This is a genomic window from Bradyrhizobium sp. CCBAU 45394 (assembly GCF_028128655.1).
Classification (GTDB): Bacteria; Pseudomonadota; Alphaproteobacteria; order Rhizobiales; family Xanthobacteraceae; genus Bradyrhizobium; species Bradyrhizobium diazoefficiens.
Map to the genome: position 1 here is coordinate 42,989 of NZ_LBIX01000017.1, position 22,477 is coordinate 65,465.

Consider the following 22,477-nt stretch of genomic DNA (forward strand, 5'->3'; position numbering starts at 1 on the left):
CGACACGCTCTATCGAATGATGGCGATGCGCGCCTGGAGGCGACGCACGCCGAAGGACGCGACACAGGAAATGGTGAAGTAGACGACGGCGGCGAACAGGTACATCTCGACCAGGCGGCCGTCGCGCTGCGCGACCTTGCTCGCCGCGCCCAGAAAGTCCGGGATCGAGAGCACGTAGACCAGCGAGGTGTCCTGGAACAGCACGATGGTCTGCGTCAGCAGCACCGGCAGCATGTTGCGGAACGCCTGCGGCAGCACGACGTAGCGCATGGTCTGGGCGTAGGTCAGGCCGAGCGCGTTGGCGGCGGCGGGCTGGCCGCGCGAGATCGACTGGATGCCGGCGCGCATGATCTCGGAGAAGTACGCCGCCTCGAACATGATGAAGGTGATGAGCGAGGAGGCGAACGCGCCGACGCTGATCGGCCGCGACGCGCCGGTCACCCACTGCCCGATATAGGGCACCAGGAAGTAGAACCAGAAGATGACCAGCACCAACGGCAGCGAGCGCATGAAGTCGACATAGACGCCGGCGATGCGGCCGAGCACCTTGAAGCCCGACAGTCGCATCAACGCGATCGCGGTGCCGAAGATCAGGCCGCCGAGGCCCGCCAGCGCCGTCAGGGTCACCGTGAACGTCATGCCCTCGTAGAACAGGTAGGGCAGCGCGCGGCGGATGACGTCGAAATCGAGATTACCGAACATTGCGCTATTTCCCCGTGATGTAGCCGGGGATCGCGACATAGCGCTCGAGGAAGCGCATCGCGGTCACGACGACGGCGTTGACGAGGAGATAAAGGATGGTCGCGGCGGTGAAGGCCTCGAACACCTGGAACGAGAATTCCTGCATCGAGCGCGCCTGTCCGGTCAGCTCGATCAGGCCAATGGTGATGGCCACCGCCGTGTTCTTGATGGTGTTGAGGAACTCGGAAGTCAGCGGCGGCAGGATGATGCGGAACGCCATCGGCAGCAGCACGTAGCGATAGCCCTGCACGGTGGTGAGCCCGAGCGCGGTCGCCGCCATCTTCTGCCCGCGCGGCAACGAACCGATGCCCGCCTGCAATTGCACCGCGACGCGCGCCGACATGAAGAAGCCGATGCCGATCGCGGCCGTCCAGAACGGCGCATTCGGCAGTTGCTTCAGCCACAGGCCGGCGGACTTCGGCAGCAGTTCCGGCAGCACGAAGAACCACAGGAAGAGCTGCACCAGCAGCGGCATGTTGCGGAAGAACTCGACCCAGCAGAAGCCGAACCGGTAGGCCGCCTTGGACGGCAGCGTGCGCATGACGCCGACGAGCGAGCCAAACACCAGCGCGATGATCCAGGCGAGCACCGCCGTCTTCAGGGTCAGCACCAGGCCCGACAACAGCATGTCGAGATAGGTGCCGGTCCCCATCGGGTTCGGCTCGAAGAAAATTCCCCAGTTCCAGTGGTAGTTCACGTGTCCCTCGCGCGAACGCGCCAATCACAGATGTCGTAAACGTCTATGCAAATGTCCGGCCACTCCCTCCAGAATGGCCGGAATTTGCTTCCTCTCCCCGCAAGCGGGGAGAGGCGAACAACTCAGCTTACTTGTAGTCGTCCGGGTTCGGCGAGTCCGTCGGCTTGGCGAACTCGTTCTTCAGCTCGGCCGAGATCGGAGTGTTGAGGTTGAGCCCCTTCGGCGGGATCTTGGCCGTGAACCACTTCTCGTAGATCTTCTGGCCTTCGCCCGAGGTGTAGAGCGCAGCGGTCGCCGCATCGACCACCTTCTTGAACGGCGCGTCGTCCTTGCGCAGCATGATGCCGTAGGGCTCGGGCTTGGAGAAGGCGTCCTTGGAGATGACGTAGTCGTCGGGCGACTTCGAGCCGGCAACGAGGCTCGCGAGCAGGATATCGTCCATCACGAAGGCGACCGCGCGATCGGTCTCGACCATCAGGAAGGATTCGGCGTGGTCCTTGGCCGGGATGATGTTGGCGCCGAGGCCTTTCGCAACATTGGCCTCGGTGAGCTGCTTGATGTTGGTGGTGCCGGCAGTCGAGACCACCGTCTTGCCCTTGAGATCATCGATCGACTTCAGGCCGCTCGACTTCTTGAACACGTAGCGGCTGGCGGTCAGGAAGTGGGTGTTGGTGAAGGCGACCTGCTTCTGGCGGTCGGCATTGTTGGTGGTCGAGCCGCATTCGAGGTCGATGGTGCCGTTGGCCATCAGCGGGATGCGGGTCGCCGAGGTCACCGGATTGAGCTTGACCTCGAGCTTGTCGAGCTTGAGTTCCTTCTTCACGGCGTCGACGATCTTGTAGCAGATGTCCATCGCGAACCCGATCGGCTTCTGGTTGTCGTCCAGATAGGAGAACGGGATGGAGGAGTCGCGGAAGCCCAGCGTGATGGCACCGGTGTCCTTGATGTTCTTCAGCGTGCCGGTCAGCTCCTGGGCCCCGGCCTGGCTGACGACGAAGGTCGCGGCCAGCGCGAGCCCGATGTGACGGAAATGCTTCACTTTTTTGGTCCCCTTTCAGGATGATGCGGCCGGATGCAAGCACAAATCAGGCCGGATTAGAATGTGACTTTCGACTGGATCGCCGCTCAGGTTAACGGCTCAGGTGAGTGGCTTGGGCAATTCGCCGAGATCCCAGAACAGGCCGGCCATCACCGTCAAGGCCTCTTCGGTCAACGGCAGCAGGATGTGCTCATTGGGCGCATGCTGGGAGCAGCCGGGATAGGAGTGCGGGACCCAGATCGTCGGCAGGCCCAGGATCTCGGAAAACACGTCGTTCGGCAGCGAGCCGCCGAAGTTCGGCAGCACCGCCGGCGCCTTGCCGGTGGTTTCCCGCACCGAATCCGCCGCCCATTTGATCCAGGGGCTGTCGAAATCGGTACGCGAGGCGGCAAAGCTCTGCGCGGCCCGCACCTCGACCATCGGGAAACCCTTTTGCACCAGATGCGCGCGGACGGCCTCGATCAGGCCGTCGACCTTGGTGCCGACGACAAAACGCAGTTGCAGCACGGCATTGGCGTGGCCGGGAATAGCGTTGGCCGGCTTCTCGATATTGCCGGACGACATCGCCAGCACTTCCAGCGTGTTCCAGGCATAGAGGCGTTCGGCCGCCGACAGGCCTTCCTCGCCCCAGTTCTCCGCCAGCGCCGGCTCGTCCGCGGTCGGCACCACCTCCACGTCCGCAAGATAGCTGCGGATCTGGTTGGTGAGCCGCGGCGGCTTCAGGGCATCGAGCTGAAGACGGCCATGGCCGTCGACCAGCGTCGAGATCGCGTTGACCAGAATGGTCGCGGGGTTGGCGAGCACGCCGCCCCAATTGCCGGAATGATGGCCGCCATCGCGCAAATTGACGTCGAGATGGATGCGGATGCCGCCACGGCAGCCGAGGAAGAGTGTCGGGCGATCTGCCGACAGCCGCGGTCCGTCGGAGGCCATGAACAGATCGGCCTTGAGCGCATCGCGATTGAGGTCGCAGACCTTGCCGAGATCGGGCGAGCCGATCTCCTCGCCCATCTCGACGATGAATTTGGCGTTGAAGCCGAGCTTGCCGCCGCGGGCCTCGCGCACCGCGCGGAGCGCCGCCATGTTGATGCTGTGCTGGCCCTTGTTGTCGGCGGTGCCGCGGCCGTAGAGGCGCGTGCCCGCAACCGTCGTGCGCCAGGGATCGCGGCCATCGCGCCATTCGCCTTCCATGCCGTCGACGACGTCGCCATGGCCGTAAATCAGCACGGTCGGGGCGGACGCGCTCTCGTGATGCTCGGCGAACAGGAACGGAGCCTTGCCGCTGGGGGATTCTACCATGCGGCTTTGAAAATCGAGCTCCGCGAACGCCGGCTGCATCTCCTGTTCCAGATAGGCGCGCAGCTCGGGGCCGCGCGACGGATTCTGGCTCTCGGTCTTGAAGGCGACGCGGCGGTCGAGTTCGGCGAGGAACGCGCCCGAATTGAAATCCTCACGGGCACGGGCGATGGCGGCGGCTCTGGTCATGATTTGCTTTTCGGACTTCGAGGAAGGACCCTACCCGAGACAGGACGGCCTTCGATAGTGGCGGGGACTTGGATTGTTCTTGTAGTTCTCTTGTAGTTCTCTTGTTCTCTTGGGATTTCGTTCTTGCTCGCTTGAGATTGGCTTGCCAAGGGCAGCAGTGCTGCTGATTTTGGCCTTGCCAAGTGCAAGTTATATGCAAGAACTTCGCCAAGTTGGGGCGCACGTCTATCATTCGAAGAGCGCTCGGTACAGAGCGCCGGGGGACCAATATGGCCAAGCAGATCAGGCTCAACGCCTTTGCGATGAATTGCGTCGCCCACCAGTCGCCGGGCCTGTGGACCCATCCGCGCGACCGCACCGCCGAATATAATCGCCTGCCTTACTGGCTCGATCTCGCCAGGACGCTGGAGCGCGGCCGTTTCGACGGATTGTTCCTGGCCGACGTGCTTGGCGTCTACGACGTCTATGGCAACAGCCCTGACGCAGCCTTGCGCAATGCAGCACAGACGCCGTCGAACGAGCCGTTGCTCCTGCTCTCGGCGATGGCGGCGGTGACGCAAAATCTCGGTTTCGGCGTCACCAGCAATTTGTCCTTCGAACCGCCCTACCCGTTCGCGCGGCGGATGTCGACACTCGACCATCTCACCGAGGGCCGGATCGGCTGGAACGTCGTCACCGGCTATCTCGACAGCGCCGCCCGCGGCGCCGGCAAGGACAAGCAGACCGGACATGACGACCGCTACGACATCGCCGACGAATATATGGAGGTCGTCTACAAGCTCTGGGAAGGAAGCTGGGAGGACGATGCCGTGCTGCGCGACCGGGCGCGCGGCATCTTCACCGATCCCGCGAAGGTTCATCGCGTCAATCACGAGGGCGCGAACTATCGCATCAACAACACCATTCACCTCAGCGAGCCGTCACCGCAGCGCACGCCCGTGCTGTACCAGGCCGGCACCTCGCCGCGCGGCCGCCAGTTCGCGGCGCGTCACGCCGAATGTGTGTTCATGTCGGGACCGTCGGCCAAGATCATCGCGCCGCGCGTCTCCGCGATCCGCCAGGAGGCTGCCGCACTCGGCCGCAATCCGGCGGAGATCCTCATGTTCAACATGATGACGATCATCCTCGGCAACACGGAGGCTGAAGCTGCGGCGAAATATGCCGACTACCGCTCGCATATCAGCCCGGAAGGCGCCCTGGCCCTGATGTCGGGATGGACCGGCATCGACTTCTCCGGCTACGAGCTCGACCAGCAGGTCCGGCACGTCCAGAACGATGCCGGCCGCAGCGCGCTCGACAACGTCACCCGCGGTGATCCCGACCGCGTCTGGACCGTGCGCGACGTCATCGAGCATGTCGGCATCGGCGGTGCCGGTCCGGTCGTGGTGGGCACGCCGGAGAGCGTCGCAGACAAGATCGAGGATTGGTTCGAGAAGACCGACGTCGACGGCCTCAACGTGGCGTTCGCGATCTCGCCCGGTGATTTCGAGGACATCGCCGACATGCTGGTACCGGAGCTGACGCGGCGCGGACGGTACAAGCCGGAGTATGCGAAAGGCACGTTGCGGGAGAAGCTGTTCGGTGCGGGGCGCGCAAGGCTCGACACGCCGCATCCGGCGGCGGGGTATCGGGTGGGGAAGACGGTGTAGGCGCCACTACATGCGCTGTCATGCCCCGGCTTGACCGGGGCATCCAGTACGCCGCGGCGTCTCGACTCCATCACCGCCGCCTCTGGAATACTGGATCACCCGCCTTCGCGGGTGATGACGACTGAGAATGTGGCGAGCACTAGCACCTCAGGTGACATCTCCCCTACACCTTCCCGTCCACCATTACCTCGATCAGCTTCGTCCCCGGCCGGCCAAACGCCGACGACAGCGTCGCCTTCAGCTCGCTTGGGTCACTGATCTTGATCGCCTCGCACCCCAATGCCTTCGCGACCCCAGCGAAATCCACCGGCGGATCGATGAAATCCATGCCGACATAATTGTCGTCGCCATGGAAGGCGAGCAGGCGCTGCTTGATGATGCGATAGCCGCCATTGTTGGCGATGACGACGTTGAGCGGCAGCTTGTGATGTGCCGCCGTCCAGAGCGAATGGATCGAATACATCGCGCTGCCGTCGCCGGAGAAGCACACCACGGGACGATCCGGATTGGCGATGCTGACACCGACCGAGGCCGGCAGGCCCCAGCCGATGCCGCCGGATGCAAGGCCGTGATAGCCGAAGCGATCGCGGTGCGGATGCAGGTTCGTGATCTGGCGGCTGGAGGTGAGGCCTTCGTCGACGAGGATGGCGTTGCCGGGCATGGCCTCTGTCATTTGCAGCACCAGATAGTCCGGATCGATGGGGTTGCGGCCCGCACTCTTGCCGATCTGCTCCACCAGCGCGGCGCGGCGCGCGCTCCAGTTCTTCGGCGCAAGCTCGGCGAGACGCTGCCTGGCGCGTTGCGCCAGTGCCGCGCCGCCCATCTCCTTCAGCACCGGGATCAGCGCGCGCAGCGTTTCCTTGACGTCCGCCTTCAGCGCAATCTCCGCGCCAAAATTCTTGGCGATCTCCCAGTCGACGAGGCCGACCTGGAGAATTGGCAATCCATCCGGCAGCGGATCGACCTCGCTATAGACCGACATCCGCAGCGGATCGCCGCCGAGCGCGATCAGGAGGTCGTAGGGCGCGAGCGTGTCGCGCGCGACCTTCTGCACCCGCGCCAACGTGCCGACGAAGCTCGGGCTCTCCGAGAGGAAGTGCGAGCCATAGGGCGTCGAGGACTGATAGGCGGCAGCGCCGAGCAGCTCGGCGAGCTCGGCCGCCTCCTTCAGCGCGTCGCTCTTGACCACCTCGTCCATGGTGACGATGACAGGACGTTCGGCCTTGAGCAGCCGCGCGGCAAAGGCCTTCAGCGCCTCGTCCGACGGTTTGGTGCGCGTGTCGATGCGGGTGGAGCGGCCAAGATCGATGCCGGCTTCGCTGTTGAGGATGTCACCGGGCAGCGAGATGAACACCGGCCCGGTCGGCGGCGTCATCGCGACCTTGGCGGCGCGGCGCACGATGCGCGGCAGATCCTCCAGCCGCGTCACCTCGACCGCCCATTTCACCAGCGGCTCGGCCATGCGCACCAGCGGGCCGTAGAGCACCGGCTCCATCAGGCCGTGGCCCTGCTCCTGCTGGCCCGCGGTCAAAATCATCGGCGTGCCCGTGAACTGGGCGTTGTAGAGCGAGCCCATGGCGTTGCCGAGGCCGGGCGCGACATGGACGTTGCAGGCGACGAGCTTGCCGGAGGCACGGCTGTAGCCGTCGGCGATCGCCACCACCAGGCTCTCCTGCATTGCCATCACATAGGTGAGATCAGGGTGGTCCTTCAGCGCATGCATGATCGGCAGCTCGGTGGTGCCGGGGTTGCCGAACAGATGGGTGATGCCCTCGTCCTTGAGCAGCGCGAGAAAAGCGGAACGGCCGGTGATCTTGTTCTTCATGTTTCCTCCAGAAGCGGGCGTTGCCGCAAGGACGGAGGCATGATGGCCGAACTTGGCCGAGGCACGCAAGGAAGCGCCGTCATGGCAGACTTGCGTCGGCGCGCGCAAGCTGGGACCATGCTCGGGCGTAAACCTGCACGGGGAGACGCGATGGCCTATGACGAGAACACCGCGGCGCGGGTGCGCAAATTACTGGCGGGTCAGCGATACGTCGCGGAAAAGAAGATGATGGGCGGCCTCTGCTTCATGGTGAACAACACCATGTGCTGCACCGTAAGCGGGCGCGGCGGCATGCTGATCCGCGTCGGCCCGGAAGCGCATGCACGCATGCTGCAGGAGCCGCATACGAGCCCGATGGAAATGCGCGGGCGCATCATGAGCGGCTTTGTCCGCGTCGCGCCGGACGGCTATCAGGGCGATGCCGAGCTGAAAAAATGGGTCAAGCGCGGGCTCGACTTCGTGGCGGCGAATACCGCGGGACGCAAAGCGACGCCACGGAAGGCTGTTTCGGCGAAGACCGAGGTCGCCGCCAAGGCTAAAGCACCTCCTCGCGGCCGAGCTCGAAAGGGTCTTCGCCGCTAGCGCGCTTCTTCTTTTTCGAGCGCTGCCAGACCACACCGGGAAAGCCCTTCAACGGCACCAGCGGCTCGCCGGTATAGGCCCATTCCTGGAGCTCTTCGATCGCGATGTGATAGAGCGGCTGGCGGCCGGTGCGCTCCCTAAACAGCGCGCGGGGGATGTTGACCATGTGGGGCCCGCGCGGCCGCTCGTAGGCGATCGGCGTGCCGCAATGCGAGCAGAAGCTGCGCGCGGTTTTGGTGGCCTTGTCCTCGTAGCGCGTGAGCGCGGTCTTGCCGGAGGTGATGCGAAAGCGCTTCTTCCAGCTCCCGACATAGGTCGCGTAAGCCGCGCCATGGGCGCGGCGACTACTGGCGGAATGATCGTGCCAGGCCCAGCGCGCGGGAACGTCGATCTCGAAGGTGACCTTGCCGCAGAGGCATTGACCGGTGGCGGTTCCTGCGGCGGCTGCGGCTTTGGCCATCGTCTCTCTCCGTCGTCGTTGCAGAGGCGACAATACACGATCGTCATTCCGGGGCGCGACGAAGTCGCGAGCCCGGAATCCATCGGGCTGCGTACTCAGAGGCGGGATGGATTCCGGGCTCGACGCTCCCGGGCCGCGCTTCGCGCGGTCCCGAGCGTTGCCCCGGAATGACTGAGGGAGACTACGCCGGTGTCAGCTCGTCATACGCCGGATAATCCGTATACCCCTTCTCCTCGCCGCCGTAGAACGTGGCCCGATTGTAAGGCGTGATCGGATAATCGTGCCGAAGGCGCCGCGGCAAATCGGGGTTGGAGATGAAGATACGGCCGAAGGCGATGATGTCGGCATGGCCGTCGGCGATCGCCGCATTCGCGGTCTCGCCGGTAAACCCGCCGGCCGTCATCAGCACGCCGCTGTAGAGCGGACGGAACAGCACCATCGCCGACGGTACATTCTCCCAGTGGACGTCGGCGCGCCCGGCGCCGCTGGAGCGCGGCTCGATGAAGTGAAGATAGGCAAGACCGAGCTTGTCGAGCGCCTTCACGACATGGGTGTAGAGCGGCATCGGATCGGGCTCGCCGGAATCGTTGGCGATACCGTGCGGCGACAGCCGCACGGCGACGCGGTTTGCACCCCAGACGTCGATCGCGGCCTGCGTGACATCGAGCAGAAGCCGCGCGCGATTCTCGATTCCGCCGCCATATTGATCGGTGCGCTGGTTGCTGCGCGATTGCAGGAACTGCTCGAGCAGATAGCCGTTGGCGCCGTGGATCTCGACGCCGTCAAAGCCGGCGGCGAGCGCGTTCTTCGCGCCCTGCCGGAACGCCTCGACGATGCCCTTGACCTCGTCCGTCTCCAGCGCGCGCGGCGTCTCGTAATCGGCGATCTTGCCTTCGGCCGTCATCGCCTTCATGCCTTCGGCCTTGATCGCAATCGCCGAGGCCGAGACCGGCAGCTCACCGCCATGGAAGGAGGAATGCGAGACGCGGCCGACATGCCAGAGCTGGAGGAAGATGATGCCGCCCTTGGCATGCACGGCATCCGTCACCTTGCGCCAGCCGGCGATCTGCGCCTCCGAATAGATGCCGGGCGTCGCCGGATTGCCGCGGCCGTGCGAGAGCACCGGCGAGGCTTCGGCGATGAGCAAGCCGCCCGGCGTCGCGCGCTGGCCGTAATATTCGGCATTGAGCGGCCGCGGCGAAAAGCTGTCGCGCTCGGCGCGCATGCGCGTCAGCGGCGCCATCGCGACGCGATGCGCCAGCTTGTACGGACCGACCTGCAACGGATTGAACAACGCCGGAAATTTCATGCTGGCCCCAAAGTGGCTATGGAAGGATGCGGATCATATAAGAGGAAGAGACGGCCTGAAAAGATGCTGCCCGGTCTCCCTCTCCCCGTTCTTACGGGGAGAGGGTTGGGGTGAGGGGCCGCCTCCACGAAAATGGTGAGAGCTGGACTCGCGGAAACTGCCCCTCACCCGGAATCCGCGCTACGCGCGCATTCCGGCCTCTCCCCGCAAGCGGGGAGAGGCAAAGTGGCGCCGCGAACGCGGGAACCACGCTACGCCGTCTTGATCCAGACGGCCTTCACGTTGAGATACTCCTCGACGTGCTGCTTGCCGGACTCGCGGCCGTAACCGCTCATCTTGTAGCCGCCGAAGGGCACAGCCGGATCCATCGCCTGGTAGCAGTTCACCCACACCGAGCCGGCACGCAGGCTCTTCGCAACCGCGTGTGCCTTGCTGACGTCGCGCGTCCACAGGCCCGAGCCGAGGCCGAACGTGGTGTTGTTGGCGCGCTTGACCAGTTCGTCCATGTCCTTGAACGCGATGGCGGAGATGACGGGGCCAAAAATCTCCTCCTGCGCGATGCGCATATTGTCCTGGACGCCCGCGAACACGGTCGGCGAGACGAAGAAACCCTTCGACAGCGCGCCTTCGGTGACGCGGCCGCCGCCGGCGAGCGCGCGCGCGCCTTCCTTCTGGCCGATGTCGAGATAGCCGGTGACGCGCTCGAGCTGCTGCTCGGAGACCAGCGGGCCGATCTGCACGTTGGGATCGAGACCATTGCCGACTTGCAGCTTCTTGCCGAACTCGGCGACGCGGCCGACGAACTCCTCGTAGATCGACTGCTCGACGAACAGGCGCGTGCCGGCACTACAGATCTGGCCGGAGTTGGCAAACACCGCCATCGCGGCGCCGGGCACGGCGGCATCGAGATCGGCGTCCGCGAACACGATGTCCGGCGACTTGCCGCCAAGCTCGAGCGAGACGCGCTTGAGGTTGCCGGCCGAGGCGCGGATGATCGACTGTCCCGTGACGTGCGAGCCGGTGAAGGCGACCTTGTCGACGTCATGATGCGAGGCAAGCGCAGCGCCCGCGGTCTCGCCATAGCCGGGGACGACGTTGACGACGCCGGGCGGAATGCCTGCCTCCATCGCCAACTCGGCGATGCGCAACGAGGTCAGCGGCGCCTCTTCGGCGGGCTTGAGCACCACGGTGCAGCCGGTGGCGATCGCGGGGCCGATCTTCCAGATCGTCGCGGTGAGCGGGCCGTTCCAGGGGATGATGGCGCCGACGACGCCGATCGGCTCCTTCAGCGTGTAGGAGAAGATTTCGCCCGGCAGCGAGTTCTCGATGGTCTCGCCATGGATCGCGGTGGTCTGACCGGCGTAATAGCGCAGCATGCCGACGGCGCGGAGGCGATAGGCACGGGTGCGGCTGAGCGGCGCGCCCATATCGAGCGTGTCGAGCTGCGACAATTCGTCGAAATTCTTCTCGACGAGATCGGCAAGCTTCAGCAGCAGGTTCTGCCGCTCGAACGGCTTGACCTTGCTCCAGGGTCCTTCGAAGGCGCGGCGGGCGGCGGCAACGGCGCGGTCGATGTCTTCCTTGTCGCCCTCGGCGACGGTTGCGAGCAGTTCGCCGGTCGCGGGATTGTGGGTCTCGAAGCGCTTGCCGGAGGCGGCATCGACCCATTTCCCGTCGATCAGCATCTGCTTGTAGGACCCATTGGCGAACGGGTGGCGCGTGATCGGAATAGCCTGCGACACAGCCATGGCTGCACTCCCTGTCAGGTGATTGATTGGGTTCGATCTCGGCGGGATCGTTGGGCGAGAAAGGATACAGCGGTGCCGGAAAGGCGTAAAGGCGGCGAGGAACGAAGACCTCCCATGCCGACTTGTGCAGGGTCGCGTGAACGCCATGTTATAGCTCGACCGAACTTGACGCCGCTCCCCGGAGAATGAGCCATGTCGCATCCTGTCATCGCCAAGGGCAATGTCGCCGTGATCACCGGGGGCGCATCCGGCATCGGCCTCGCCGCCGCCATCGCCTTCGCACGCGCGGGAATGAAGGTGTGCATCGCCGACGTCGACCAGGCGCGACTGCAGGAGGCCGCAACAAGACTGTCATCCGTCACCGCCGCCACACATGTGATGACATTCGTCGTCGATGTCAGCCGCGCCGAGAGCGTGAAGGAACTGGAACACGCCGTCGGCGCGCATTTCGGCGGTACCGATATCCTCATGAACAATGCGGGCATCCAGCCCGGCAGCACGCTGTTCGGCGAGCCCGATAACTGGCAGCGCATCATCGCCGTCAACATGTGGGGCATCATCAACGGCTCGCGCATCTTCGCGCCCAACATGATCGCGCGCGGCAAGGCCGGCCTGATCATCAACACCGGCTCGAAGCAGGGCATCACCACGCCGCCCGGCGATCCCGCCTACAATGTCTCGAAGGCCGGCGTGAAGGCTTTTACGGAAGCGCTCCAGCATGAGCTGCGCAACACGGAAGGCTGCCACATCACGGCGCATCTGCTCGTTCCCGGCTTCGTCTTCACGGGGCTGACCGCGAAGGGCCGCACCGAGAAGCCGGCGGGAGCCTGGACGCCCGAGCAGACCGTCGACTTCATGATCGCGCGGCTCGAGGCCGGCGATTTCTACATCCTGTGCCCGGACAACGACGTGCCCCGCGCCCTCGACGAAAAGCGCATGCTCTGGGCCGCCGGCGATATCGTCGAGAACCGGCCCCCGCTGTCGCGCTGGCACCCGGACTATGCGGACGCGTTCGCGAAGTTCGTGAAGGGGGGCTAGGCGCGCTCTCTCACTCCCTCTCCCCGTTCTTACGGGGAGAGGGTGGGGCGAGGGGCTGCTTACGCAAACTGCGGTCTGAGCTATTGAAGGGATTTCGCAAGGGGTGGCCGTGGAGTCGGAGAGACTTTTGTCGCTGCGACTCAGTGCCATGCCCCTCACCCGGATCGCGTCGGACGATGCTTCGCATCGCCGAGGGCGATCCGACCTCTCCCCGCGGAAGGGCGGGGAGAGGTTAAGAAGCCTACAGCGTCTCTTGCTGATGCCCGCAATTCTTGCAGGCGAACTTGACGCGGCTCTGGCCCTTTGGCGCCTGCACCCGGTTCGGGGCGCCGCACTTGCCGCAGACCGCCTCGATCCGGGTATCGCCCTGCTTGACGACGATGGTCTTCTTTTCCATCGATTCGCGGATCAGGCGCTCGGCCTCCTCTCGCAGGGATTGTTTGGACAAAGCTCATCTCCGCCATGAATGCGGGCGAGGCTTATCGCACCTGCGTCGGAATCACAATCCGTGATGGTGATCGCGGCGTTATCAACATGTCATTCCGGGTTGGTCCGCAGGACCAGACCTCAGGTGCGCACTTGCGCACCGGGGAATCTCGAGATTCCGGGTTCATTCGCTGTGCAAATGCCCCGGAATGACGGTGTATGACTTCAGACCTCGACAATCACATAGCTGTCCTCGACATGCACCGGAAACGTTTCGGCAACATACGGGCCCTTCTGCAATTCGTCGCCCCGCTCCACCGCGACCGGATATGACCTGATCCTGACGCGTTTCGGATCGAACCAGGACTGGCCGTTGCGCATGTCGAACTCCCAGCCGTGCCAGGGACAGCGCAGCATCTCGCCGACGCGAGAGCGCTGATAGATGCCCGGCTCGGGCGAGGTCAGCCGCGCCACGCAGGCCGCCTTGTCCAGCGGGGCACCTTCGTGCGGGCAGCGGTTCAGAAGCGCAAAGAACTCGCCGTTGACGTGGAACACAACGATGTCGCGGCCCGCGACGTCGACGACCTTGTTGCCGCCGGGCGGGATCTCGGAAGTGCGGGCGACGATGTGGCGGGCCATGCTGGTTTCAGAACTTGTAGACCGCGCGGGCATTGGTGCTGAAGATCTTCTTCCGCTCAGCCTCGGTCAGCGGCGTCTTGAAGGCGAAGCGCGGATCGTCGAAGTCCCAATGCGGATAGTCCGACGAGAACAGCAGACGGTCGATGCCGACCCATTCGATCAGCGCGCGCAGGTGCCGGGCCTCGTCCGGCTCGTCGATCGGCTGGGTCGTGAACCAGAAGTGCTCGCGGACGTATTCCGAGGGCCTGCGCTTGAGGTGTGGCACCTCGCTGCGGAACCGCTCGAAATGCTGGTCCATGCGCCACACCGCTGACGGGATCCAGCCAAAGCCGCCCTCGATGAAGACGATCTTCAGCTTTGGAAAGCGCTCCGGCACGCCCTCGATGACGAGGCTCGCAAGCTGCGCAGCAATGGTGTGTGCGTTCGACTGGTGCTCCTCGACATAATAAGACGGCCAGCCGCCGCCGGTCGGCGCGTGGCCGCCATAGCCGCCGACATGGACGCCGAGCGGCAAGTCCAGTGCCTGCGCGCGCTCGTAGATCGGCCAGTAGCGGCGGCGGCCGAGCGGCTCGTTGGCCCGCGGCGAGACGTTGATCTGGATGTATTCACCGATCTTGGCGCAGCGCTCGATCTCGGCAATGGCTAGCTCGTTGCCGTCCTGCCCGACCAGGATCGAGGCCTTCAGGCGCGGATCGCGGTGCGACCAGAACGCCAGCTGCCAGTCATTGATGGCGCGCTGGATCGCGGCGCCGAACTCCAGGTTCTGCTGCGAGAAGATGAAGAGATCGAGCACCTGGAGAATGCCGAACTCGACGTCGAGCGGATCGAGATGCTGCTTGCGCATGAAATCAAGATCGGAACCGGGCGGCCCCCCGGTCGGCGGCCAGGCATCGCGCCGCGCGATCAGCGGCGAGGACCGCGGATAGGGCGTGGTGAACAGATAGGGCGTGCGCAGATGGCTGCCGTATTCCTTCAGGTGCTGCTGCCAGCGCTTCGGCAGGAATTCGTTCAGATCGTCGGTCGAGCGAAGACTCGGATGGACGTCGCAATCGACGATGCGCAGCCGCGACGCGGCGGGCTTCTCGTCGTCGCGCAGCGGACGGTCGATGACTTCGCTCATGCTGTCCTCCAAAATCAGTTGGCGAGCGACAACCGCGGAAACGTCTCCAGCGGGTTGTCGACGCACATCTTCGCGATGATGCCCTTCGGTAGATTCGGCGGGATTGGATCGTCGCCGTCGAACTGCCAATGCGGGTAGTCGGACGCGAACAGGAACATTTTTTCGGAACCGATCTGGTCGATGATCTCCTCGACGCTTTTCGCGTCGCTAGGTGCATCGAACGGCTGCATGGTGACGCGAAAATTGTCGCGGATGATCGATGCCGGCTCGCGCTCGACCCAGGGAACCTCGACGCGCACGCCGCGCCAGGTCTTGTTGGCCCGCCACATGAAGGCCGGCAGCCAGCTTACGCCCGACTCCATCAGCACGACCTTCAAGTTTGGGTATTTGCCGAACACCCCCTCATAGATCAGGCTGAGGATCTGCGCCTGAAACGCCTGGGCCTCGACGAAGTAATATTCATAACGATGCGACGGCCAGCCGGCCGAGCTCGGCGCCTGGCGATATTGCGTGCCAGCGTGGATCGCGAGCGGCAGTTTGTACTTTTCTGCGAGCTGATAGACGGGCCAGAAATGTCGCCGTCCCAGTAGCGTCTCGCCCTGCGCTAGCGCCAGGATGGAGACGAAGCGATTGTCGCCGGCGCGGCGCTCGATCTCCTCGATCGCGAGATCCGGCGCCTGCATCGGCACCACGATGGAGGCGCGCAGGCGGGAATCGCGCGCAAGCCATTCGGCGGCGATCCAGTCGTTGATGGCCTTGCAGAAGTCGGCCGCCATGTAGGCGTCGAAGACGGCCTGCGCGCCGTAGAGCACGTTGAGGATGGCGTGGCTCGCACCCAATTGGTCGAACGCGCCCTTCTGCACCATGGCGAGATCGGAGCCGGGCTTGGCGCCGTTGGCCGGCCGCCAGTCGGCGCGGCCCGAAAGGGGCATGCTCGGTGGATAGGAGGTGAGATCGAGCCCATCGATGGCGCGGCTCACCACCTGCTCTTTCCAGTGATCGCTGAGATAGGGAAGCAGCGTCGTGCGCGTGCCACCAACGGCCGGGTGGATGTCGCAGTCGATCCGCGTCGCCGCCATTGGGGGTTCCTCGGAGTTTCCTCGCGCAGTCTTTATTAGCGGCGTTCTTCGCGCCGCCCGGGCAGAGTGCGCCGGCCGGCGCCGCCACGCAAGGGCGCGCGCCCGCGCGATCCGTCATGGCTCGGTTGCATTTCGCGGGCGCGATATGTGGATCAGCCGCGCGGTGGATGCTCTGGCACCCACCGCGTCGGATTGCAAACCTTTGCGCACTTCTCTCCTCAAGCGGCCTTGGAAACCTCCATCAAGAGGCGCTCGGCCTTGGCATCCTCGATGCGGTTCATCAGCCGGCTGCTCTCGTGATTGTCGCGCACGGTCTTGGTCAGCGTGACGCAGGTCTGGAGCAGCATCGCGACGCCCATGGTGAGATAGCCCTTCATCCAGAGGTCGATCGGCAGGAAGAAGATGCCGATTGCGACGAGGAAGGCGGAAGCCGCGAAGGACACGTAAGTGAAGGTCACCCAGGCGCTGCTGTGGGGCTGGCCGTTCTGGTTCATGGTCGTCTCCTGTTGGTTCGAATGATGATGGGATCTGAGTTCAGGCAGTCGGCTGGTGCTTGGACTTCAACCGCGCCAGCACGTCGTCCGCGGTCGTCTTCAGCCGGGGGCCGAAGCCCTGCTCGGCGAGTCGTTCGGCGGTCGTTAGCGGACCGGTGGCCGCATCGAGCTCAAACAGCGCGTCATCGGCGGCCTGGGCTTCCATCTGGCGCTCGCGCAGGCGCCTCAAGGTGCTCTCCGCTTCCGGCAGCGTGGATTCGTAAGGACGTGCGGCCTCGATGCCGCTGCGGCGAAGCGAGCGCACCGCTTCCGAGGCACGGGCGAGGCGACGGCCGCGATCGAGCTCGGTGATGCGGGCCTGCGCAGTCGCGACGTGGCGCTTCAGCCGCGCGATCTCGGTTGCGAACAGCGCGCGTGCCGTCATCGCCGCATCGCGGTCGGCTTCGAGACCCGCGATGGCTTCGGCGGCCTCCTTGGCGAGATCCTCGCGGCCGCCATCGAGCGCCGCCACCGCGCGGGTCTCGAGATCGGCGATGCGGGCGAGGGTCGCCTCGAGCTTGCGGCCTTCCTGCTGGTCCTGCGCGATCGCCAGCGCCAGCGTCCGCTTGCTGCGCTCCACCGCGGCAGCGGCATCGCGCATCTGCTGATCGAGGATCAGCAGGGCTGTACGGTCCTCCAGCTCCTCGCCTGCGGCGGCCACGCTGCCGCGGAAAAGTGTCACGACGGTCTTGAACATCTGCAGCTCCCTGTTTATGAGCGTTGCTCACAAATGCTTTGTAGCAGGAATATTGAACATCGTTCAATAAATATTTGAGCGACGCTCAAGAATTTGACTCCAGATGACTAAGGCCTTGGAACGTCGAGCGAAACTTCGGACCGACCTGATCCAGGCGGCCGAGCGGATGATCGCTGAGCGGGGGTTGGCAGGTCTGAAAACCCGCGATTTGGCCCGCGAGATCGGCTGCGCCAATGGCGCGGTCTACAATCTCGTCGCCGACGTGGACGAGCTCGTCCTGCGGGTCGGCTCGCGCACGCTGCATCGCCTCGATGAGGCGCTCAGCGCGGCGGAACGCGCCGGGGAGCCCTCGCCGCAGGAAACGCTGGTCCGCATCGCCATTGCCTATTGCGACTTCGCCGCCGAAAACCTCGAACTCTGGCGCGCGCTGTTCGAGCACCGCATGGCCGCCGACAAGATCCTCCCCGACTGGTCCGTCGACGATCAGCTGCAGCTGTTCCGCCACATCTACCACCCGCTGGCGCTGCTGCTTCCCAAGCGCAATCAGGAAGAGCTCGGCATCACCGCGCGCAGCCTGTTCTCGGCCGTGCATGGCATGGTGGCGCTGGGACTGGAGCAGAAACTGGTCGCCGTTCCCCTGCCGGCGCTGCGCAAGGAGATCGCAAACCTCGTGCGCGCGATGATCGACGGGCTGATCGCGCGGGCGGAGTAAAAAGATCGGCGGCGGCTGACTAAAATTTCGCCTGTCGCATCGCGAGTGGTGCGCTTAGCCTTCGGGCCGTCCCCTCACCTCTATCCGGAGTCTCTCATGCCCCTCCTCATCCGCGGCGGCACCGTCGTCAATCACGATCATTCGCGTCGTGCGGACGTGCTGATCGACGGCGAGACCATCGTGGCGGTGGGCCCGTCGCTCGAGGCGCCCACAGGCACCGAGGTCATCGATGCCGGCGGCGCCTACGTCATTCCGGGCGGGATCGATCCGCATACCCATCTCGAAATGCCGTTCATGGGCACCGTCACCGCCGACGATTTCGAATCGGGAACCAAGGCGGCACTGAGCGGCGGCACCACCATGGTGGTGGATTTCTGCCTGCCCGATCCCGGCCAGTCGATGCTCGCGGCCTATCAGGAGTGGCGGCACAAATCCGAGAAGGCCGCCAGCGACTACGGCTTCCACATGGCGGTGACGTCGTGGTCGAAGCAGATTTTTGACGAGATGGAGACCGTGGTCAAAACCTACGGCATCAACACCTTCAAGCATTTCATGGCCTACAAGGGCGCGCTGATGGTGAATGATGACGAGCTCTACAACTCGTTCGCGCGCTGCGCCCATCTCGGCGCGATGCCTGTTGTCCATGCGGAGAACGGCGACGTCGTCGCCTTGATGCAGGAGGCGCTGATCGCGCGCGGCGTCACCGGCCCCGAGGGCCACGCTTATTCGCGGCCGCCGGAGGTCGAGGGCGAAGCCACCAACCGCGCCATCATGATCGCGGACATGACCGGCACGCCGGTCTATATCGTGCACACCAGCTGCCGCGAGGCGCATGAGGCGATCGCGCGGGCGCGCGCGGCGGGAAAGCGCGTCTATGGCGAGCCGCTGATCCAGCATCTGCTGCTCGATGCCGGCGAATATCAGAACAAGGACTGGGATCATTCCGCGCAGCGCGTGATGTCGCCGCCGTTCCGCGACAAGTCACACCAGGATAGTCTTTGGGCCGGCCTGCAAGCCGGCTCGCTCCAGGTGGTCGCGACCGACCATTGCGCCTTCACCACGGAGCAGAAGCGGTTCGGGCTCGGCGATTTCAGGAAGATCCCGAACGGCACCGGCGGCCTCGAAGACCGCCTCGCGTTGTTGTGGACCGCGGGCGTCGCCACGGGGCGGCTGACAAAGGAGGAGTTCGTCGCGGTGACCTCGGCAAACATCGCCCGCATCCTCAACATCTATCCGCGCAAGGGCGCGGTCGCGGTCGGCTCGGATGCCGATGTCGTGGTGTGGGATCCCAAGGCGACAAAGAGCATCAGCGCGAAGCGGCAGATGAGCCGGATCGATTACAATGTGTTCGAAGGCTTTGCCTGCACCGGCGGACCGGCGGCGACGCTCTCGCGCGGCCGCGTCGTCTGGACGGATGGCGATCTGCGCGCCGAGGCAGGCGATGGCCGCTACATCGAACGCCCCGCCTTCTCGCCCGTGCATGTGGCGAATTCGACCTGGAAAGAGCTGACCGCCCCGCGCGCAGTCGCACGCGGAGCGGTGACGCCTTGAGAACGCGATCCACGCGGGATGCGACGCCATGAAGCGCGGTTGATGGCACGCGCTTTGCCTCTTTATGTCGCAACTTTCTCTCAAGGAGGCCGCGATGAGCGCATCATCTTCCGACATGAACCGTCGCAGCGTCGTGCTCGGTGGCCTCGGTATCGCCGGAATGACGGCCGTCGCGCCTCCCTTCGCCCGGGCGCAGGGACGCAGCGAGACGCTGCTGGTGGTGCAGGAGCTGGGGCCGAACTCGCTGGACATGCAGGGCGTCGGCTCCAACCAGACCGTGAACGGCCTGTCCTGGAATTGCTACGATCGCCTGCTGACCTACGCCTCCAAGACGCTGCCCGATGGGACCGTGTCCTATGATCGCGAGAAGCTCGCGCCTGAACTCGCCGAGAGCTGGGAGGTCGCGGCCGACGGCATGGCCTGCACCTTTCGCTTGCGAAAGGATGCGAAATTCCACGACGGCGCGCCGGTCACGGCCAGGGACGTCAAATGGTCGTTCGACCGCGCCGTGAAGGTCGGCGGCTTTCCGACCTTCCAGATGTCGGCGGGATCGCTGGAAAAGCCCGAGCAGTTCGTCGTGGTCGACGACCACACCTTCCGCATCGATTATGTGCGCAAGGACAAGATGCTGCTGTTCAATGTCGCGGTGGTCGTGCCCTTCATCATCAATTCCGAGCTCGCCAAGAAGAACGCAGCGCCCGAGGATCCGTGGGCGCTGGCCTGGCTGAAGACCAACGAGGCCGGCGGCGGCGCCTACAGGATCGAGAGCTGGAAGCCCGGCAGCGAGACCGTGCTGGCGCGCTTTGACGACTGGAAGAGCGGACCGCTGCCGAAGGTCAAGCGCGTGATCGCGCGCGACGTCCCCTCCGCAGGCACGCGGCGCGCGATGCTGGAGCGGGGCGATGCGGATATCTCCAGCGGCTTTGCGCCGCGCGATTTCGAGCAGATCATCAGGGAGGGCAAGGTCAAGGTATCAGGAGTGCCGATCCCGAACGCGCTCTGGTACGTCGCGCTGAACACGGCAAAGCCTCCGTTCGACAATGCCAGGCTGCGCCAGGCCGTCGCCTGGGCGATGCCTTACGAGCAGATCCAGAGCAGCGCCTTCTTCGGACGCGCCGTTCCGATGTATGGCGGCGCGGCCGATGTCTCAAAGCCGGTCTGGCCGCAGCCGTTTCCCTATGTCACCGATCTCGACAAGGCCAAGGCCCTGATGAAAGAGGCAGGCTTCGAGTCCGGACTGGAAACGACGCTGTCGCTCGACACCGGTACGGCGACCGTCGGCGAGCCGACCGCGATCCTGATCCAGGAGAGCCTCGCCAAGATCGGCATCAAGGCAGGAATCGAGAAAATCCCCGGCGCGAACTGGCGCACGACGCTGAACAAGAAGGAGCTGCCGATTGCCCTCAACCGCTTCAGCGGCTGGCTGGACTATCCCGAATATTACTTCTACTGGAATTTTCACGGCAACAATTCGATCTTCAACATCTCCTCCTACCAGAACAAGGAGATGGACGCGCTGATCGACAAGGCACGCTTCACCACGGATGCGGCGGAATACGACAGGTGCGTGAAGGATTTCATCGCGCTCTGCATGCGCGACGTTCCCGTCATCCCGCTCAACCAGCCGATCCACGACGTCGCCATGCAGAAGGCCGTCACCGGCTACGAGTTCTGGTTTCACCGCGAGCCGGACTACCGCCAGTTCGCGAAGGGCTAGTGCCGATCGACGACGCGGACGCGGCCTGAGGCGGCTCGCGCCTGCTCGGTCGGAAAGCTCCGCACCAGTCGCGTTTCGCTCGCGTGAAGCATCGCCGCGCCGAGCCTGCCCTGCCGCGATCCGTCCAGCGCGCAGGCAAAGATCCGGTAGAACTGCGCGCTGTCATAGGCGACCAGCAGCATATCGACGCCGGCATTGATCGCCTCGACCACAGCCTTGCAGACGTCGTTCTGGTAGATCGCGCCCATCACGAGGTCGTCGGTCATCACCATGCCCTGGTAATTCCATTTGTCGCGGATGATGCCCTGGACGACCCGCTTCGAATGCGACGCGGCACGATCGGGATCGACGGCCGTGAGCGTGACATGGCCGACCATGAGCGCGCTATGCGAATGCGAAAGCACCTCGCGGAACGGCAGCCAGTCGGTTGCCTCCAGCTCCCTCACCGGCGTGTTGAGACTGGCACTGAAATGATGAGTGTCGGTGCGCACGCGCCCGATGCCGGGAAAATGCTTGAGCGTGGCGCCGACGCCTGAGTCTTCCAGCCCGCGGACATAGGCGTTTGCGATCGTGCTGACCACGACGGGATCGGTCGCAATCGCGCGCTGGCCGATCAGCGTATGGAAATCGAGGCGGTTGCGCCTCTGCGGCGGCTTGAGGTCGAGCACCGGCGCCAGATTGAGATTGACGCCGAGGCCGGCGAGCTCGCGGCCGTGGATGCGGCCGAACTCCTCGGCCTTGGTCTGCTGCTCGTCGGGGGCAAGCGAGGAGAGGGTCGCGAGCGCCGGCACCTTTGTCAACGGCGGCGCGAGATGCCCGACGATCCCGCCTTCCTGGTCCGCGGCGACGACCAGCGGCGGCAGCCCCACAGCGCGCCGCTTGTCCTGGAGCGCCGCGATCTCGGCGCGCAGCGCCTCGATGGTCCGGCCCCGGATGTTATGCCGGGTGACGTAGACGCCGCCGATCAATCCCTGCTCGGCAAGGCGCGCGACCTCGGGAAAGGCGGAATAGCCGACCATGAAGTGAGGCCCGAGCTGGCGCGCCTCGGCGGCACTGGCCCCGAGAACATCGTGCTTGCGCAACTCGAACTTCAGATGCGCTGCCGACATCAGCAGCGGCGGCAGGCACCAGAGCATGACGAGAAGCTTGCCGGCCATGGTGCGCCACCGCCCTCTGCGAAGCAGAAGCATGACGATCGCGATGCTTGCAACGACAAGCACGATGTTTCCGGCGCCGCGCAGCGGGACCAGATAGGGATCGTTCTTGTTCGCGGCCGCGAACGCGACGACAGGCGCGGCCAGCCAGAGCAGGATGAGACCGATACGGCGGAGGAATTGCATGATGCGTCACACGCTAGGAGTGGCGAATGCTTCGCACCTAACAAAGCGATTTGCGGTGCGCGAGAGGCAAAAGCGCACCTGCACGAAAAC

21 protein-coding genes are annotated in these 22,477 nt (G+C 64.7%); 6 read left to right on the top strand and 15 right to left on the bottom strand.

Going from position 1 to position 22,477, the window contains the following annotated elements; genetic code table 11:
• Nucleotides 1-9 precede the first annotated feature (9 nt).
• From WN73_RS09705 to WN73_RS09720, 4 genes are all read right to left on the bottom strand, one after another.
• Entirely contained in the window at nt 10-702 is a 693-nt protein-coding gene (locus WN73_RS09705) for an amino acid ABC transporter permease (protein ID WP_011090325.1), read from the bottom strand.
• A gap of 4 nt (nt 703-706) precedes the next feature.
• On the bottom strand, nt 707-1,438 hold the full coding sequence (locus WN73_RS09710; RefSeq protein ID WP_011090326.1) for an amino acid ABC transporter permease: 732 nt from the start codon (nt 1,436-1,438) through the stop codon (nt 707-709).
• A gap of 127 nt (nt 1,439-1,565) precedes the next feature.
• Nucleotides 1,566-2,477 (bottom strand): amino acid ABC transporter substrate-binding protein, encoded by a 912-nt coding sequence (locus tag WN73_RS09715; protein WP_011090327.1) that lies wholly within the window; start codon nt 2,475-2,477, stop codon nt 1,566-1,568.
• A 99-nt stretch (nt 2,478-2,576) separates the two neighbouring features.
• Nucleotides 2,577-3,962 (bottom strand): M20 family metallopeptidase, encoded by a 1,386-nt coding sequence (locus WN73_RS09720; protein ID WP_028173903.1) that lies wholly within the window; start codon nt 3,960-3,962, stop codon nt 2,577-2,579.
• 269 nt (nt 3,963-4,231) lie between these two features.
• On the opposite strand from WN73_RS09720, the gene WN73_RS09725 reads away from it, so the two are divergent.
• Nucleotides 4,232-5,611 (top strand): LLM class flavin-dependent oxidoreductase, encoded by a 1,380-nt coding sequence (locus WN73_RS09725; protein WP_028173902.1) that lies wholly within the window; start codon nt 4,232-4,234, stop codon nt 5,609-5,611.
• Nucleotides 5,612-5,774: 163 nt separating this feature from the next.
• Here WN73_RS09725 and WN73_RS09730 read toward each other — a convergent pair whose 3' ends face one another.
• A complete protein-coding gene (locus WN73_RS09730; protein WP_271552535.1) occupies nt 5,775-7,436 on the bottom strand; it encodes a thiamine pyrophosphate-binding protein in 1,662 nt (553 codons plus the stop codon).
• Between the two features lie 150 nt (nt 7,437-7,586).
• Between WN73_RS09730 and WN73_RS09735 the strand changes: the two genes are divergently transcribed.
• Nucleotides 7,587-8,018, top strand: coding sequence for a TfoX/Sxy family protein (locus tag WN73_RS09735; RefSeq protein WP_039187137.1), 432 nt, complete (start codon nt 7,587-7,589; stop codon nt 8,016-8,018).
• Here the strand turns inward: WN73_RS09735 and WN73_RS09740 are convergent.
• The 3 genes from WN73_RS09740 to WN73_RS09750 form a co-directional block, all read right to left on the bottom strand.
• On the bottom strand, nt 7,972-8,478 hold the full coding sequence (locus WN73_RS09740; protein ID WP_028173900.1) for a GFA family protein: 507 nt from the start codon (nt 8,476-8,478) through the stop codon (nt 7,972-7,974). The two genes, WN73_RS09735 and WN73_RS09740, sit on opposite strands and share 47 nt — an antisense overlap.
• Nucleotides 8,479-8,659: 181 nt before the next feature.
• On the bottom strand, nt 8,660-9,787 hold the full coding sequence (locus WN73_RS09745; protein WP_028173899.1) for an alkene reductase: 1,128 nt from the start codon (nt 9,785-9,787) through the stop codon (nt 8,660-8,662).
• A gap of 251 nt (nt 9,788-10,038) precedes the next feature.
• Nucleotides 10,039-11,535: an aldehyde dehydrogenase family protein gene (locus tag WN73_RS09750; RefSeq protein ID WP_028173898.1), complete on the bottom strand. Its 1,497-nt coding sequence runs from the start codon at nt 11,533-11,535 to the stop codon at nt 10,039-10,041.
• A 192-nt stretch (nt 11,536-11,727) separates the two neighbouring features.
• On the opposite strand from WN73_RS09750, the gene WN73_RS09755 reads away from it, so the two are divergent.
• A complete protein-coding gene (locus WN73_RS09755) occupies nt 11,728-12,573 on the top strand; it encodes an SDR family NAD(P)-dependent oxidoreductase (protein ID WP_028173897.1) in 846 nt (281 codons plus the stop codon).
• A gap of 241 nt (nt 12,574-12,814) precedes the next feature.
• Here WN73_RS09755 and WN73_RS09760 read toward each other — a convergent pair whose 3' ends face one another.
• The 6 genes from WN73_RS09760 to WN73_RS09785 form a co-directional block, all read right to left on the bottom strand.
• Nucleotides 12,815-13,021, bottom strand: coding sequence for a hypothetical protein (locus WN73_RS09760; protein ID WP_027547442.1), 207 nt, complete (start codon nt 13,019-13,021; stop codon nt 12,815-12,817).
• Between the two features lie 203 nt (nt 13,022-13,224).
• Entirely contained in the window at nt 13,225-13,638 is a 414-nt protein-coding gene (locus WN73_RS09765) for a Rieske (2Fe-2S) protein (RefSeq protein ID WP_028173896.1), read from the bottom strand.
• Between the two features lie 7 nt (nt 13,639-13,645).
• Nucleotides 13,646-14,758 carry an amidohydrolase family protein gene (locus tag WN73_RS09770; protein WP_028173895.1) on the bottom strand — a complete coding sequence of 371 codons (1,113 nt, stop codon included), beginning with the start codon at nt 14,756-14,758 and terminating at the stop codon, nt 13,646-13,648.
• Between the two features lie 14 nt (nt 14,759-14,772).
• On the bottom strand, nt 14,773-15,837 hold the full coding sequence (locus tag WN73_RS09775) for an amidohydrolase family protein (protein ID WP_028173894.1): 1,065 nt from the start codon (nt 15,835-15,837) through the stop codon (nt 14,773-14,775).
• 218 nt (nt 15,838-16,055) lie between these two features.
• On the bottom strand, nt 16,056-16,331 hold the full coding sequence (locus WN73_RS09780) for a YiaA/YiaB family inner membrane protein (RefSeq protein ID WP_011090339.1): 276 nt from the start codon (nt 16,329-16,331) through the stop codon (nt 16,056-16,058).
• Nucleotides 16,332-16,371: 40 nt separating this feature from the next.
• Complete coding sequence (locus WN73_RS09785) at nt 16,372-17,067, bottom strand: PspA/IM30 family protein (RefSeq protein WP_028173893.1); 696 nt, start codon at nt 17,065-17,067, stop codon at nt 16,372-16,374.
• 103 nt (nt 17,068-17,170) lie between these two features.
• On the opposite strand from WN73_RS09785, the gene WN73_RS09790 reads away from it, so the two are divergent.
• From WN73_RS09790 to WN73_RS09800, 3 genes are all read left to right on the top strand, one after another.
• Nucleotides 17,171-17,779, top strand: a complete 609-nt coding sequence (locus WN73_RS09790; RefSeq protein WP_028173892.1) for a TetR/AcrR family transcriptional regulator — start codon at nt 17,171-17,173, stop codon at nt 17,777-17,779.
• 96 nt (nt 17,780-17,875) lie between these two features.
• Nucleotides 17,876-19,330, top strand: coding sequence for a dihydropyrimidinase (gene hydA / locus WN73_RS09795; RefSeq protein WP_271552539.1), 1,455 nt, complete (start codon nt 17,876-17,878; stop codon nt 19,328-19,330).
• Between the two features lie 94 nt (nt 19,331-19,424).
• Nucleotides 19,425-21,047: an ABC transporter substrate-binding protein gene (locus WN73_RS09800; RefSeq protein ID WP_271552540.1), complete on the top strand. Its 1,623-nt coding sequence runs from the start codon at nt 19,425-19,427 to the stop codon at nt 21,045-21,047.
• Here the strand turns inward: WN73_RS09800 and WN73_RS09805 are convergent.
• Nucleotides 21,044-22,387 (bottom strand): glycoside hydrolase family 3 N-terminal domain-containing protein, encoded by a 1,344-nt coding sequence (locus WN73_RS09805; protein WP_271552541.1) that lies wholly within the window; start codon nt 22,385-22,387, stop codon nt 21,044-21,046. The two genes, WN73_RS09800 and WN73_RS09805, sit on opposite strands and share 4 nt — an antisense overlap.
• Nucleotides 22,388-22,477 lie beyond the last annotated feature (90 nt).